Origin of the sequence: Pseudodesulfovibrio aespoeensis Aspo-2, assembly GCF_000176915.2 — a bacterium.
Classification (GTDB): domain Bacteria; phylum Desulfobacterota; class Desulfovibrionia; order Desulfovibrionales; family Desulfovibrionaceae; genus Pseudodesulfovibrio; species Pseudodesulfovibrio aespoeensis.
The window spans coordinates 296,184-310,133 of the sequence record NC_014844.1; the positions used below are offsets into that span (position 1 = coordinate 296,184).

The 13,950-nt window shown below is 66.1% G+C and carries 13 protein-coding genes; 6 read left to right on the plus strand and 7 right to left on the minus strand.

What is annotated here, in order from left to right; genetic code table 11:
• Positions 1–175: 175 nt before the first annotated feature.
• Both rsmG and DAES_RS01325 read right to left on the minus strand, forming a co-directional pair.
• Positions 176–820, minus strand: coding sequence for a 16S rRNA (guanine(527)-N(7))-methyltransferase RsmG (gene rsmG / locus DAES_RS01320; protein ID WP_236608442.1), 645 nt, complete (start codon positions 818–820; stop codon positions 176–178).
• A 90-nt stretch (positions 821–910) separates the two neighbouring features.
• Positions 911–2,461 carry a PP2C family protein-serine/threonine phosphatase gene (locus DAES_RS01325; RefSeq protein WP_013513234.1) on the minus strand — a complete coding sequence of 517 codons (1,551 nt, stop codon included), beginning with the start codon at positions 2,459–2,461 and terminating at the stop codon, positions 911–913.
• Between the two features lie 116 nt (positions 2,462–2,577).
• Here DAES_RS01325 and DAES_RS01330 point away from each other — a divergent pair, with 116 nt between their 5' ends.
• The 5 genes from DAES_RS01330 to DAES_RS01350 all read left to right on the plus strand — a co-directional run bounded on the left by DAES_RS01330 (position 2,578) and on the right by DAES_RS01350 (position 7,341).
• Positions 2,578–3,183, plus strand: a complete 606-nt coding sequence (locus DAES_RS01330) for a hypothetical protein (RefSeq protein WP_013513235.1) — start codon at positions 2,578–2,580, stop codon at positions 3,181–3,183.
• A gap of 15 nt (positions 3,184–3,198) precedes the next feature.
• The gene (locus DAES_RS01335) at positions 3,199–4,215 is read left to right on the plus strand and encodes a hypothetical protein (RefSeq protein ID WP_013513236.1); all 1,017 of its coding nucleotides are present in this window, start codon (positions 3,199–3,201) and stop codon (positions 4,213–4,215) included.
• Positions 4,202–4,585 (plus strand): PqqD family protein, encoded by a 384-nt coding sequence (locus tag DAES_RS01340; RefSeq protein ID WP_013513237.1) that lies wholly within the window; start codon positions 4,202–4,204, stop codon positions 4,583–4,585. The genes DAES_RS01335 and DAES_RS01340 overlap by 14 nt, the downstream gene beginning before the upstream one ends.
• A 110-nt stretch (positions 4,586–4,695) precedes the next feature.
• On the plus strand, positions 4,696–6,465 hold the full coding sequence (locus DAES_RS01345) for a bifunctional aspartate transaminase/aspartate 4-decarboxylase (protein ID WP_013513238.1): 1,770 nt from the start codon (positions 4,696–4,698) through the stop codon (positions 6,463–6,465).
• Between the two features lie 141 nt (positions 6,466–6,606).
• Entirely contained in the window at positions 6,607–7,341 is a 735-nt protein-coding gene (locus tag DAES_RS01350) for a queuosine precursor transporter (RefSeq protein WP_013513239.1), read from the plus strand.
• 106 nt (positions 7,342–7,447) lie between these two features.
• Here DAES_RS01350 and DAES_RS01355 read toward each other — a convergent pair whose 3' ends face one another.
• The 5 genes from DAES_RS01355 to DAES_RS01375 all read right to left on the minus strand — a co-directional run bounded on the left by DAES_RS01355 (position 7,448) and on the right by DAES_RS01375 (position 12,475).
• Positions 7,448–8,206 carry an SPOR domain-containing protein gene (locus tag DAES_RS01355; RefSeq protein WP_013513240.1) on the minus strand — a complete coding sequence of 253 codons (759 nt, stop codon included), beginning with the start codon at positions 8,204–8,206 and terminating at the stop codon, positions 7,448–7,450.
• Between the two features lie 10 nt (positions 8,207–8,216).
• On the minus strand, positions 8,217–9,860 hold the full coding sequence (gene argS, locus DAES_RS01360) for an arginine--tRNA ligase (RefSeq protein WP_013513241.1): 1,644 nt from the start codon (positions 9,858–9,860) through the stop codon (positions 8,217–8,219).
• A gap of 470 nt (positions 9,861–10,330) precedes the next feature.
• Positions 10,331–11,362: a DUF2157 domain-containing protein gene (locus DAES_RS01365; protein ID WP_013513242.1), complete on the minus strand. Its 1,032-nt coding sequence runs from the start codon at positions 11,360–11,362 to the stop codon at positions 10,331–10,333.
• Between the two features lie 70 nt (positions 11,363–11,432).
• Positions 11,433–11,750, minus strand: a complete 318-nt coding sequence (locus DAES_RS01370; RefSeq protein WP_041271532.1) for an AzlD domain-containing protein — start codon at positions 11,748–11,750, stop codon at positions 11,433–11,435.
• A 5-nt stretch (positions 11,751–11,755) separates the two neighbouring features.
• A complete protein-coding gene (locus tag DAES_RS01375; RefSeq protein WP_013513244.1) occupies positions 11,756–12,475 on the minus strand; it encodes an AzlC family ABC transporter permease in 720 nt (239 codons plus the stop codon).
• A gap of 62 nt (positions 12,476–12,537) precedes the next feature.
• On the opposite strand from DAES_RS01375, the gene DAES_RS01380 reads away from it, so the two are divergent.
• Positions 12,538–13,905: an aminotransferase-like domain-containing protein gene (locus tag DAES_RS01380; protein WP_041271303.1), complete on the plus strand. Its 1,368-nt coding sequence runs from the start codon at positions 12,538–12,540 to the stop codon at positions 13,903–13,905.
• The last annotated feature ends 45 nt before the right edge of the window (positions 13,906–13,950 follow it).

The window sequence follows — 13,950 nt, forward strand, 5'->3', positions numbered from 1 at the left end:
GTGGCTCCTCATCATGGTTTTTGTTTTGTTTATACTCCAATGTGAGTCTGTGTCCATGCCAAATAGAGAGCCGGGCCAAAGGTCGGTTCACAAGGCTGACCCTGCCGGGCTGCCGAGGTCTTTCCGGTGATCGTTCTTGTGCGGGCTGTCCTTTGGGGCAGCCCGTTCTGCGTCTTTACGCCGGGCGCAGGGACCAGAAGTAGCGTTTTTTCCCGGCTGCCGGGTAGCTGGCCACGTCGGCCAGGGACCAGCCGGCGGGCAGGTCCGGCTCAGGCGGGGGCGGGGTGTTGGCCAGGATGACCACCGTGCCGCCAGGGCGGAGCATGGGGCGTACAAAGGGGAGCAGCTGCGGCCAGGGCATGAAGGCCCGGCTGACGATCAGGTCGGCGGTGGCGTGCTGGCCGTGCCGGGCGAGCCTGTCCAGGGCGTCCTCGGCCCGGCCATGGAACACGGAGGTGGCGGTCAGGCCGAGTCGGCCCACGGCGGAGCGCATGAAGGTGGCCCGTTTGTCGCGGCTCTCCACCAGCCAGTAGTCGCCGTGCGGCCAGAGGATGCGCAGGGGGATGCCGGGCAGCCCGGCCCCGGCCCCGAGGTCGAGGCACAGCGGGGCGTTGCCCAGGTCGAGACCGTTCAGGAAATCCGCCAGATAGAGACTGTCCACCACCAAGGTGTCAAAGATGGTGCGCCAGTCCGACGGTCCCACCAGATTCATTTTGGCGTTCCATTTGACGAGCTGGCTCAGGTAGTCGGTCAGGGACGCGGCCTGTCCGTCCTCCACGGGGCGGCCAAGCTTGCGGGCGGCGGCTGCTATCTCAGCCAATGCGGGGTGTGTCTGCGCCATGGCCAGCCAATACGGGTTTTCAGGCCGGGAATCCAGAAATTCCTGCGCCGTACTGTCCAAGGGGGGGGGTCACACGCCCTTGATGATGACCAGGGTGATGTCGTCGTCCTGGGGGTTTGCGCCGACAAATTCGTGCACGGCGGCGAGCAGGGCGCGGAGGATGTCCTCGGCTCCCGATGCCGCGTTGTCGCGGATGACCTGGCGCACCCGGTCCGGGCCGAACATGTCGTCCCGGCGGTCATGGGCCTCCCACAGGCCGTCGGTGCCAATAAGGATGATTTGGCCTGGAGCAGGCAGGGGCATGGTCTGCTGGTGGAACCGCCACTCCTGGTCAACGCCCAGGGGGATGTCGCGGCCCCGGAGCTCGCTGAAACCGCCGCTGGCCGGGTCAAAGACCAGGGGCGGCTGGTGGCCCGCGTTGACCCAGGTGGCGGTCCCCTCCTCCGGGTCGAGGATCATGAAGAACAGGGTCATGAACCGGCCCGTGTCGTCGATGTCGCGGGCCAGATGGCGGTTGGCGGTGGTGATGTTGCGGGCCGGGGAGCCGGGCGAGGCCGCGCTCTGGCGGATCAGGGCGCGCCCGGCGGCCATGAGCAGGGCCGCGCCGATGCCGTGGCCCGACACGTCGCCCACGGCCACGGCGATGCGACCGCAGGTTCCCTCGTCGCAGCCGATGTAGTCGTAGAAGTCGCCGCCGGTCTCGTCCGAGAACAGGGCGGCCCCGGCCAGCTCCAGGCCGGGCAGGGCCGGGGCGTGGTCAGGCAGCAGGTTCTGCTGCACCTCCTTGGCGATGCGCAGGCCGTCGCTCATGCGCCGCCCGTCGCGCAGGGCGGTGATCATGGTGTTGGTGTGGGCCGCGATGAAGCCCAGCTCATCACAGGTGACCACCGGCACCCGCCGGGAGAGGTCGCCCTGGCTAACGCTTTCGAGCACTGCGGTTTGGTTGGCAAAGAGCAGGCTCAGGTTGCGGGCGTAAGAGAAAGCGAGATTGACCACCAGGACCAGGAGTACACCCATGACCACGAACATCTCTCCCAGCACGGCCCGGCTCAGGGGCTCCACGGAGATTGCCGACAGCCCCTGCTCCGAGAGCCAGCGCATGTCGCGCACCAGGATCAGCATGACGATGGTTGCGGCGAGGGCGACTATGGCCGTGGTCACCACCACGAGCTTGCGCGTGATGGGAAAGACGCGGCAGGGCGGGCTGAAGGTGGACCTGTCGTTGCGGGCAGCGGTGATGACAATCCGCTCACGCTCCAGCGAGAGGTCGAGGCCGGCGAAAATTCCCATGGCGAAGACGCTGAGAAAAACCTTGAGTCCGCTTTCAAGGAGACCCAAGCCATAGCCTATGCGCAGGATCAGGGCGGCGGCCAGCCCACTGGTCGTAAACAGGGCGAGGTCGAGGCAGAACTGGACCAGGGCGTGGCGCACCGGCGGCCATCGCCGCATGAGCGGGCCTTCGGCCACCGAACGCAGGGCGTAGGCCACGGCCACAGGAGCCAGGATGATCAGCCCGAGCCTGAAGGGGGTCAGCCCCTCAAGCAGCGGGCAGACCTGCCCGCCGTAGACCGCTCCCATGACCACAGCTGTCAGATAATATGCCATTGCCCTGACGGACATGCGCCCTCCGGTGCTGTTTTCCTGTTCTATCCCTTTGCCAAGCGTTGTTTTCTCGTTTAACCATAGAGCACCGCCCGTGGGGCGGACAAGCCTTTTCAAGCGAGGGAGTTATTGAGATGAAGAGACCGAGCGCATTCATAATCCTGGCCCTGATCCTGCTTTCCGCCCCGTGTCTGGCGGCGGAACCCCTACCCTTGACCCTTTCTGTCTTCACTCTGGGCAAGGATGTTGATCTGTACCAGTCCTATTGCGACGGCAGCCAGGGGCTGTCGCAGACGGACATCCCCTTTCTCTCCGAGACCAACCTCAGGGCCGACTCGGTGCCGGGCGTGCGGGGCGGTAGCCTGACCCACGGCAACTGCCTTGGCGACAGGAAGCTGCTGCGCGTCAAGCTCAAGTTCCACGACACCAGCCAGAAGTTCTTCAACGCCCTGCTCAAGGAATATACCAAACAGTTCGGCGAGCCGGACAGCTACCAGGGCGACACCTTCAAGAACGTCATCGCCTGGCAGTGGAATTTCGCGCGCGGCAAGGAAGCCGTGTCGCTCCTGCTCATGTGGAGCCGGGACAAGGAGATGCGTCCTGGGGTGTCCATCAAGATGACTCTGGAATCGCTGCTGGATGCCGAATACGACTGCTATAAGGCGGCCTTTGACAAGCAGGAGAAGGACCAGGGCGGCCCCACGGCCATCCGGAACCTGAACGACTTCGTCCCCCGCTAGGGCAGCCCGGCCAGGATGGCGGAATACATCTGGAACGGCGTGGGATTGACCGTGCCGGACGCCTGGGAACCCGTGACCCTGGAGCGCGACGGGCTGCTGCTGGGCGATGGGCTGCGCCCGGTGTGCGAGCTGAAATGGCGCACCGTGCTCGGCTCCTTCTCCTTTGACAAGCACCTCAAGCGGCTGGCCAGGGAGCACCGGGACGCTGACGTGCGCGCCGTGCCCGACGATGCGCCGCCTGCCGCCTGGGTCGAGGCCGTGGCCGGGCTGGTGCGGTCCGGCCTGCGCGCCCAGAGCTTCATCTGGCGCGCCGGGCCGCATCGCGGCATTGGCGCGGCCCTGCACAACCCGGCCACCGGGCTGGCCGCCCTGGTCCAGTTTTTCATGGAGGATCGGGACCGGGACAACGACGGCGCGCCCGGCAGCGAAAACCGGGAGGCCGAGGACCGGGCCGCCCACATCCTGGCCACCTTCCGCGACCACAGCGGGCCGGACGCCGAGCGGCGCGACCCGGCCACCCGCAGGACCACGCCCTTTGCCATGTTCGGCCTGCGCGGCCGCGTCCCGGTTTCGTTCGTCCTCGACACCTTTTCCTTCAGGCCCGGCCACTACTCGGTGCGCTACTGGCGGCCCAGGCGGTTGGGCCAGGCCGCGCGGGACAGGCGGATCACATCGGGCATGGGGGCGGGCAAGGGGCCGGGCACGCGCCTGACCTTCGAGCGGTTCGCCCCGGCCAGCGTGCTGCTCAAGGATCGGACCCTGGTCGCCTGGGCAGCCACAGCCCTGGCCGACAAGCCTGTTGCCGCACTGCCCGCCATGGAATCTGACGCGGGCGGTGCAGCCATGGCCTCCTGGTCCGGTCCGGTCCGGACCTCGCTGGCGCGCAGGCTGCTGCGGCGCGAGACCCACGCCCGCGGGCAGGTCTGGATTCCGCCCGGCACCAACCACATCCTGGTCGTGACCGCCACCGGCACCGACCCACTGCCCGACACTACCTTTGCCGCCATGGTCGAGTCCTATGAGCTGGTTTAGCAAGCGCCCCCCCCAGCCGACCATCCCCCGGTCCGAGGCCCTGAACATGGTCCCGGTGCGCAACTCCGGGGTCCAGGCCACCAGCACCCCGGACGGGCTGGTCCGTCTCGCCTACCCCCTGGCCATCAAGCCCTGGTTCGGGCGGCTGGCCGAAAAGGTCAACCTCTGGGACCAGCGGCCCATGATCAAGCGGCTCGAACTGGACGAGATGGGCTCCTTTGTCTGGGACCGCATCGACGGCCAGCGGTCGGTGCGCCGCATTGCCGGGGAGTTTGCCGCCCATTACGGCCTCCAGCCCCGCGAGGCCGAGCTCAGCGTCACCGCTTTCATCAAGACCATTGGCCAGCGCGGACTCATCGGCCTCAGGTAGCGCGGTCGTGGCTCCTTCCCCGCGTGATTCTTTTTCCCCGTGAAGTTGACACGATTGCCCCCTTTGGGAGTATGGGAGGAATTCACGCAACCATCAGCCGGGAGAAATCAATGACGCAGAAGACGCACCCCTTTGTTCATGAAGCCGCCGTAGTGGCCAGGGAGGGCGGCCTGAGCCGTCGGGAATTTTTCAAGTACGCCGCCTGCTTCGGCCTGTCGGCCATGAGCGCGGGCCAGCTGCTCGGGCTGACGGCCCCGCAGATCGCCCTGGCCGCGGCCCAGGACTGGAAGGGGCTGGAACAGGAGAGCCCCTTTGAGATCAAGAACCTGCTCATCGACAAGGCCCAGGCCGCTTGCGCCAAGTCCGGCTGCACGGTGCTCAACGCGGGGCGCGGCAACCCGGATTTTCTGAACACCACGGCGCGCAAGGCGTTCGCCCTCTTGACCCTGTTCGCGGCCACGGCGGCTGAGCAGGAGGGAGCCAAAAGGGCTGGGAGCAACGAGCCTGCCAGGGATATCGGCTATCGGCGGATGAGGGACGGCCTAGCCGCTGAGTTCGCGGCGTTCATCAAGGTCCATCGGAGCCAGCCCGGCGCAGAGTTTCTGGAGCGGGCCATGGAGTATGCCACCCGCAACCTGGGCATGGACCCGGACGAGGTCGTTTTTCAACTGACCGACGGCGTGCAGGGTGATTTCTATCCCGACCCGCCGCGCATCTTTCCAGTGACCGAGGCCATCGCCATGCGCTACCTGGACCGGGTGGTCTTCTCGGGCAAGCCCCCGGCGGGCAAGTTCAGCCTCTTCGCCACCGAGGGGGCCACGGCGGCCATGATCTATCTCTTCAATTCGCTGCGCGAGAACATGGTCCTCAATCCGGGCGACAAGGTGGCCATCGTCACCCCGGTCTTCTCTCCCTATCTGGAGCTGCCCGTGCTGGCCGACTACGGCCTTGAACCAGTCTACATCCGCTGCAGCGAGGAGGCGGGCTGGCAGATCCCGGACGCCGAGGCGGCCAAGCTGGCGGACCCAGGCGTCAAGGCGCTGTACATGGTCAACCCGACCAACCCGACCTCGGTCTCCCTGAACGCGGACACCGTGGGTCGCATGGCGGCGGTCATCAAGGCCCACAACCCGGACATGATCATCATCTCGGACACGGTCTACGCCAGCTTCGTGGACTCCTTCCACACCTTTGGCTCGGTGCTGCCCGAGAACATCCTGGGGGTCTACTCCTATTCCAAGTATTTCGGCGTCACAGGTTGGCGGCTGGGGCTGGTCATGGTGCACGAGAACACCGTGGTCGACCGGATCATCAAGCGGCTGCCGTCCAAGGAGCAGGCCCGGCTCGACCTGCGGTATCGGCTGACCTCCACCCGGCCCGAGTCCATCACCTTCATCGACCGGCTGGAGATGGACAGCCGTCAGGTGGCCCTGGCCCACACGGGCGGGCTGTCCGGCCCGCAGCAGGTGGCCATGTGCCTGTTCTCGCTCTTTGAGTTGCTGGATGAAAAATTCGCGTACAAGAAGGCTATCATGGACATTCTCAGGGCGCGCTGGGCGGCCCTGTACAAGGCTCTGGCCCTGCCCGAGCCCACAGGCGACACCCTGACGCGCTATTATGCCCTGATCAACCTTGGAACCCTGGCCGAGCAGCGGCACGGCAAGCCGTTCGCGGACAAGCTGACCAAGGAGCATTCCCTGGAGTTTCTGTTCCGGCTGGCCGAGCAGCACGCCACGGTCTGCCTGCCCGGTGGCGGGTTCGCCGGACCGGACTGGTCCCTGCGTGTGGCCCTGGCCAACATCGACGAGCAGGCGTGCGCCTCGGTCGGGCGCAGTGTTCTTGCCGTGCTCGACGGGTACAAACAAGAACTCGGCGGGTAGCCCGGTCCGGGCGCGGCACGGGGTGTGGAGTGGTTGTCCTCGCCGGAGGGTCCGGCGAGGGCGACCGGTCCGCGCCGGTCTGCCGGGATTCCCGGCAATTTGGGCTTGACCTCGGCCCGGATTCAGGACTAGGCAACCTCCATGAACGAAACACTCTGGATCGCCTTTGCCATCGTGGACCTGTGCATGGTCCTGGCCGTATACCGCTTTTTTGGCCGTGTGGGGCTGTTTGGCCTCATCGTCTTCAACCTGCTCCTGTGCAATATCCAGGTGCTTAAAACAGTTGAGCTTTTCGGCCTGACCACGACCCTTGGCAACGTGCTCTACGCCAGCGTCTTCCTGTCCACTGATCTCCTGAGCGAGTTCCACGGCAGGAAGGAGGCGCGCAAGGGCGTGCTGCTCGGTTTTGTGGCCCTGGTCATGATGGTGGCCTACATGCAGATCGCCCTGGCCTTCCAGCCTGCGGGCGACGACTTTGCCCAGCCGCATCTGGCTGCGCTCTTCGGCTTCATGCCGCGAATCGCCTTGGCCAGCATGGCCGCCTACCTCGTCTCGCAGATGCACGACGTCTGGGCCTTTCACGCCATCCGCGAGCGCACGGGCGAGCGGATGCTCTGGCTGCGCAACAACGCCTCGACCATGGTCAGCCAGCTGCTCGACTCGGCCATCTTCTGCACCATCGCCTTCTGGGGCCTGTTCCCCATCAACGTGTTCTGGGAGATCATGCTCTCCACCTATGTCATCAAGGTGGCCGTGGCCGCTCTGGACACCCCGTTCATCTACCTGGCCCGGCGCATGTTCCGGCGCGACGCCGAGGACGATGGCGGGCAGGAGGAAACGGGCGGGGAGATCTGGCAGGCCGCGCACAAGCAGTGATCCGCCATCCGGGCCGACCCGGACCCCGCCGCACACGCATCAACCCCCTGCGCACATGAGGTGCGCAGGGGGTTGATGCGTGTGCGGCTGTCGGGCATGCAGCCTGTCAGCGCGCCGATTTCTTCCTGAGCAGCGGTTTGTCGATGCCGAACTTGGCCAGCACGGCGCGCATGTTCTCGGTGGAGGCTGCCGTGCCCTGGTGGAACACCTGGACCCGGTGCCAAGTGGCTCCGCTGACCTCGCCCGATTCCACGCCAGTCTTCAGCCCGGCTCCGGCCAGCTTGGTGGCCAGCCCCTGGGCCATGTCCTTCTGCCTGAAGGACGCCACCTGATAGATATAGTCGAACACGGGGTCGCCGCCCTGGCTCGTCGTGGGTGCCGGAGCAGCCGGAGTCGGGGTCGGTTGGACCGGGGCCGATTGCGTCTGGGCCGATTGCGTTGCGGGCTGCGTTGCGGGCTGCGTTGCCTGGGCCTGCTGCGCCGGAGCCTGCGCCGGGGGCGTTTGGGCTACGGGCTTGAGGGTCATTTCCATGGGGTGGGTGTCCATGATTTTGTCCGGCGACGCCTTGAGGCGTTCCGGATATTCCAGTTCCACGGCCTGGAGAATGGTCGGTTTTTCCGCTTCCGCAGCCAACTGGCCGTGTTCGCTCCGGGGCATGAACTGGCCCAGCGGCGGGACATCGGTTTCAGGTCTGTAGCCGCGCCCGATGAGGATGCCCATGACAAAGAAGAAGGTCAGGGCAAGGATGCCCGCGCCCACGGCACTGATCATGCCCGGAAGGGTCAGGGAAAAATCCCAGGTCCTGTCCGGTCTGTTCAGTTTGGGTATCCTGACCTTGGGCGGTGTGGTGCTGGTGTCGGACATTTGATCCTCGCTACATGGATTCCGGGGCGCTCACGCCGAGCAGCCCGAGGCCGTCCCTGACCACGCCGGCCACGCAGCCCAGCAGCATGAGCCGGGCCGAGGCCACGGCAGGGTCGGCGGAGAGCACATGACAATTGGTATAGTATCTGTGCAGCGTCGAGGCAAGCTCTTGGAGGTAGGTGCTGATCAGGTGCGGGCTCTGGGTCCGGGCCGCAGACTCCACATAGTCCGGGTACTGGTCGAGCAGCCGCAGCACGTCCAGGTCGTACTCGGTGTCGAGCAGGGCCAGGGCGGCCTTGTCCGGTCCGGCAGGGGCCACGCCCGCCTCGGCGGCCTTGGCGTTGAGCGAGCAGATGCGCGCGTGGGCGTACTGCACATAGAAGACCGGGTTGTCCATGGTCTTCTGCTTGACCAGCTCCAGGTCGAAATCGAGCCGCGAGTCGGACTTGCGCGACAGGAACATGAACCGGGCCGCGTCCGCGCCCACCTCGTCCACCACGTCCTTCAACGTCTCGAACTCGCCCGCCCTGGTGGACATGGCCACCGGCTCGCCATCGCGCAGCAGGTTGACGAGGTTGACCAGAATGACGTGCAGCCCGCCCTTCTTGCCCAGGGCCTCGCAGGCGGCCATCATGCGCGGCACATAGCCGTGATGGTCCGCGCCCCAGATGTCCACCACCAGATCAAAGCCGCGCTTGAACTTGTGGTCGTGGTAGGCGATGTCCGAGGCGAAATACGTGGTGTCCCCGCTCGATTTGCGCAGCACCCGGTCCTTGTCGTCGCCGAACTGGGTCGAGCGGAACCAGAACGCGCCGTCCTGCTCGAATCCGAGCCCGCTCTCGCGCAGGTCGGCAAAGGTTTCGTCCACCAGCCCGTCGGCCACCAGGCTCTTCTCCGAAAACCAGACATCGTGGCGCACGCCAAAGGCCCGCAGGTCTTCCCGGATGCCGTCCAGGATGTCGTTCATGCCGCGGTCCTGGCATATCTCCACGGCGTCCTTTTCGTCCATGTCCAGAATGCCCGGATTGGCGGCCAGCACGTCGCGGGCGATGCCGATGATGTAGTCGCCCCGGTAGTAGTCCTCGGGCTCGGCCACGTCGCGGCCCGACAGCGCCTTGAGCCGGTACCAGATGGACGAGCCGAGGATGCGCATCTGGCGGCCCGCGTCATTGACATAATACTCGGCCTCAACCTCGTACCCGGCCTTTTCCATGATCCGCACCAGCGAGTCGCCCAGGGCCGCGCCCCGGCCATGGCCGATGTGCAGCGGCCCGGTGGGGTTGGCCGAAACATATTCCACCTGCACCCGGACGCCCTTGCCCAGGTCGGACGCGCCATACCCCTGGCCCGCCTCGCGCACCACGCCAATGGTCTCATGCCAGAAACCGGGCGCAAAGGTGAAGTTGAGAAAGCCCGGACCGGCGATGTCCACCCTGGCGATGCGCGGGTCGTCGGCCATGGCCGCCGCAATCTCCTCGGCTATGGCGCGAGGCGGCTTGCCCGCCTGCTTGGCCAGCATCATGGCCACGTTGACCGACATGTCGCCGAACTGCCTGTCCTTGGGCGGCTCGATCACGCCCTTGTCCGGCCACTCCCAACCCCTGTCGGCCAGCACTTTTCGCAACGCGGTCTCAAGATGTATCTTCGCTCTCATGGCTCCATATTCTCCTTAAAAAAGCTCGTGGAGCCCGCTCTAGCACGTTTTCCCCCGCAATCCAAGCGGATATGGGGGAGGGCGGCGGGTGGGTGGGTGAGCTGGTGGGAAAGCCGGGGGAAGGGAGGGAAAAACCTTTTGGAAAAAGGTTTTTCCCTCCCTTCCCCCGGACCCCCATCCCTCCCTTTTCCAAAACGTTTTGGGGCTACGCCGCCTGGAAGGGCAAGGGAAGAGGCAGGGCTTGATGGCGGCGTAGAGGGTCGCACGTCCGCACGGGCCGTGCGTCTTTTTTTCAGTATAAAAAGAGGGTCGTCTTTCCGCATATCCACGCCCTCTCCGCCGCTGTCCGGCTCTCGGCTCTCCCAACCTCGCCTTGCGGCGGAGCGCCAAAAAGTTCTGGAAGGGGGAGTCCAGAGGGGGGAACCTCTTCCAAGAGGTTCCCCCCTCTGGCCGCCGGAGGCGCGAAAAAATCAGGATCGATATTGGGGCAGGGTTTTCCTGAGTGCATGGGGGAGGCGGTTGACCAGCCATGTCTCGATGCGTTTTTGGTGGCGGTGGTAGAGAAGTCCGGCGGCGATGACGAGCAGGCCGAGGCCGCTCAGGGCGAATGAGAAGCCCAGGGTGCTCTGGAAGACATCCTGCGCGAGGTGGCTGAGATACCCGGCAACGCCCATGGCGCCGAAAATGATGAAGACGCGGCGTTGCAGCAGCACCGAGACGCCCATCAGGCCGAGGTTGATCAGGCAGTAGACGAACTTGCCGAGTTCGCTGTCGCTGTCCGTGAACGTCAGCCCGCCCCAGAAGGCGCACATGCCGAAGAAATAGCCCCAGAAGGCGTAGTCCTCGCGGGTGCGCCGGTCAACGGCGTAGGACGCGGCGAGCATGACTAGGCCGAACCACAGGGAAACGATCCGCCGCTGCTCCCAGGAGAAGTCCGGGCCGTAGAGGATGCTCGCGAGATCCATGGACATGAACCAGGCGCAAAAGGCGATGGGCAGGGTGATGAACGGGAACCGGTAGAAACGGAGAGCCAGCAGCCCGGCGGCCATGGTGGCGATTTCCATGACGGCCCAGCCGCCTTTGATCCAATGGTAGAAGTCCCGGTACGCGCCGGGATGTTCGAATATCCATAGCCCGGACATTTCCTGCGCGCCGTAGACCGCCATGGGGGTCATGCAGACCGCCGCAGTGACCAGAATCCCGCCCGGAATGCGGTGCCCCCTGCGCCACAGGGCGCTACCGGCCAGGAGATAGACGGCGGCGTAGACCAGGGCCACGGCCAGATGGCCGCCCCCGCCCAGGTCGCCCCAGGCCCGGCCGACATACAGGGTCATGGCCGCGATGACGATCAGGCCACCGAGATAGTACAGGACATTGGTAAAGCTCAGCGAAGGCCGGTGCTCGTAGCGTTTCTCCAGGGCGGCGACCAGGGTGTCGCGGGTCTCGCCGGAGATGACGGCCGCGGCAACGGCCCAGTCCAGATCCTGCGTGGAAAATTTCATGTTGTCGCCTCGGGTTGGGGGTGTGTGGCATGTCTGTATGCAATGCCAGGAGGCGATGTCAACCGCCCGCCTACAGCACCGCCTGCAAGGTCCACAGGGCGGCCATGCCTGCGCCGATGGTGGCCAGGGTGTTGCGTGTCTTCCAGGCCACGAGCATGGCGACCAGGGCCGCGCCGGTGCGGGCCGGGTCGGCCAGGGGGGTGGTGCCGGTCTTGCCGAAGAGCACGGCGGGCAGCACCAGGGCCGGGAGCACCGAGGCCGGGATGAACCGGAGCATCCGGTGGGCGGCCTGGGGCAGGGGGATGCGCTCCATGAGCAGGATGAAGGAGAGCCGGATAAGGTAGGTGCCAAGTCCCAGGATGGGAACAACGACCCAATAGGTGGACATGTCGATCACGGGTGGGCCTCCTGCTTGACGGATGCCCGGTCGCGGCGGCGTTCGGCGAGGTATCCGGCGGCGATGCCTGTGGCCGAGGCCAGGATCAGGCCGAGGTTGAAGGGCAGTCTTGCGGCCAGACAGGCCGTGGCCCCGGCGGCAATGGCCGCGATCAGGGCCGGGCGGTCCCTGACAGCGGGGATGACCAGGGCGATGAAGGTCAGGGGGATGGAGAAATCCAGGCTCCACCCGGCAGGGATGAGCGCGCCAAGGTACGCGCCCAACGCGGTGCAGGCGTTGAACCCGGTCCACATGACCAGCCCGGCGCCCACGTAGTAGGCGAACCTGCTCGATGGTGCGCCATCCGGCGCGGCAAAGCGCGTGATGGACACGGCGTAGGCCTGATCCGTGAGCAGGTAGGCCCCGGCGCTCCGGGCCAGGGCCGGGGTGGCGGTCAGGTGCGGGGCGATGGACGCCGAGTACATGAGCATGCGCAGGTTGACCACCAGCCCGGTCAGGATGACCACGGCCACGGATGCCTGATCGGCCATGAGCTGGATGGTGGCCAGCTGGCTCGCCCCGGCAAAGACGATGAGCGACAGCCCCATGGCCCCCCATTCGGGCATGCCCGCGCCCACGCAGGCCGCCCCGCAGATGAGGCCAAACGGGATGACGCCCAGCAGCAGCGGGCTCACGTCGCGCGCGCCGCGCAGGGCGGAATTTTGGGTTGGTGTCATGGTGCCTCCTGACCAACCGGCTACATTGACACAATTTTCCGGTCAATGTATTAATTGTCACCATGACAATGTGGCACCCATCCCTGGATCGAGAAGGCCCGCGCTATCTGGCCATTGCCGACGCCATCGAGCGGGATGTCCGGCTGGGCAGCCTCGCGTCCGGTGCGCGCCTGCCCACCCACCGCGAGCTGGCCGACACCCTGGGCGTGACCGTGGGCACCGTGACCCGTGGCTACGGCGAGGCGGCCCGGCGCGGCCTGCTGCGCGGCGAGACCGGGCGCGGCACCTATGTGGGTGGTGAGCCGGGCCAGCCTTTTCTCTGTCACCGCGAGGACGAGCTGCCCGGCGTGGTGGACCTGAGCATGACCCTGCCCCTTGAAACGTTGAGCCCGAATCTGGCCGTGACGCTGCGGGATGTCGCCGCTGATCCGGACTGCCAGCGGCTGCTCGAATACTATCCCTCCTGCGGTCGTCGGGCCGACAGGCAGGCCGGAGCCGATTGGCTGCGCCGCTACGGGCTGGATGTCGGGGTTGAGACTGTGTCCGTGACCGTGGGCGGGCAGAACGCGCTGGCCGTGGTCCTCTCGGCCATGTTCCGGCCCGGCGACGTTCTGGCCGTGGAGGGGATCACCTATCCGCTGGTCAAGACCCTGGCGCGCCGTTTTCATCTGCGGTTGGTGCCGGTGGAGCAGGACCGTCTGGGCATGCTGCCCGAGGCTCTGGACGAGGCGTGCCGCGCCCAGCCGGTGCGCGGGGTCTATCTCATGCCCGGTTGCCAGAACCCGACTGCCGCGCGCATGCCCGAATACCGCCGCCACGAACTGGCCGGGGTGGCCCGGCGCAGGGACATGACCATCATCGAGGACGACGCCTACGGGCTGGTGGCCGGTCCCGGCCCTGCCCCGCTGGCCGCCCTGGCCCCGGAGCGGACTTTTTTCATCGCCTCCCTGTCCAAGGCTGTGGCGGGCGGGCTGCGCGTGGCCTATCTGGCCTCGCCCGAGCCCCAGGTGCGGGGTGTGGAGCGGGCCATCTCGGACATGGTCTGGATGACCCCGCCACTCATGGCCGAGGTGGCCCGGCGCTGGATCGACGACGGCACCGCGGACCGCACCCTGGCCGCCAAACGGGCCGAGGCTGCCCGGCGGTGCTCAATGACCCGCGACATGCTTTCCGGGCTGGACATATCGTTGCAAAACACGGGATACTTCGCCTGGCTCAGGCTGCCCGAGCCTTGGACCTCCGGCGATTTCACGAGGGTGGCCGGGGAGAGCGGGGTGCTGGTCACCCCGGACGAGGCATTCGTGGTTGGCCGCGGCTCCCTGCCTCACGCGGTCCGGCTCTCGGTCAGCGGGGCGGCGGATGCCGACAGACTGCGCCATGCGCTGGGCGTCATCAGGGAAATCATTCATGAGCAACGGAGTGTAAAATGATTGGAAAGACTGCTAGGTATATTCTCGTAATAATGGCTTTTTCAT

Bases quoted from the DNA above. Each gene is read 5' to 3' on its own strand.
- DAES_RS01325 (WP_013513234.1), bottom strand. From the start codon at position 2,461: ATGTCCGTCAGGGCAATGGCATATTATCTGACAGCTGTGGTCATGGGA.
- DAES_RS01330 (WP_013513235.1), top strand. From the start codon at position 2,578: ATGAAGAGACCGAGCGCATTCATAATCCTGGCCCTGATCCTGCTTTCC.
- DAES_RS01335 (WP_013513236.1), top strand. From the start codon at position 3,199: ATGGCGGAATACATCTGGAACGGCGTGGGATTGACCGTGCCGGACGCC.
- DAES_RS01340 (WP_013513237.1), top strand. From the start codon at position 4,202: ATGAGCTGGTTTAGCAAGCGCCCCCCCCAGCCGACCATCCCCCGGTCC.
- DAES_RS01345 (WP_013513238.1), top strand. From the start codon at position 4,696: ATGACGCAGAAGACGCACCCCTTTGTTCATGAAGCCGCCGTAGTGGCC.
- DAES_RS01350 (WP_013513239.1), top strand. From the start codon at position 6,607: ATGAACGAAACACTCTGGATCGCCTTTGCCATCGTGGACCTGTGCATG.
- DAES_RS01355 (WP_013513240.1), bottom strand. From the start codon at position 8,206: ATGTCCGACACCAGCACCACACCGCCCAAGGTCAGGATACCCAAACTG.
- argS (WP_013513241.1), bottom strand. From the start codon at position 9,860: ATGAGAGCGAAGATACATCTTGAGACCGCGTTGCGAAAAGTGCTGGCC.
- DAES_RS01365 (WP_013513242.1), bottom strand. From the start codon at position 11,362: ATGAAATTTTCCACGCAGGATCTGGACTGGGCCGTTGCCGCGGCCGTC.
- DAES_RS01370 (WP_041271532.1), bottom strand. From the start codon at position 11,750: ATGTCCACCTATTGGGTCGTTGTTCCCATCCTGGGACTTGGCACCTAC.
- DAES_RS01375 (WP_013513244.1), bottom strand. From the start codon at position 12,475: ATGACACCAACCCAAAATTCCGCCCTGCGCGGCGCGCGCGACGTGAGC.
- DAES_RS01380 (WP_041271303.1), top strand. From the start codon at position 12,538: ATGACAATGTGGCACCCATCCCTGGATCGAGAAGGCCCGCGCTATCTG.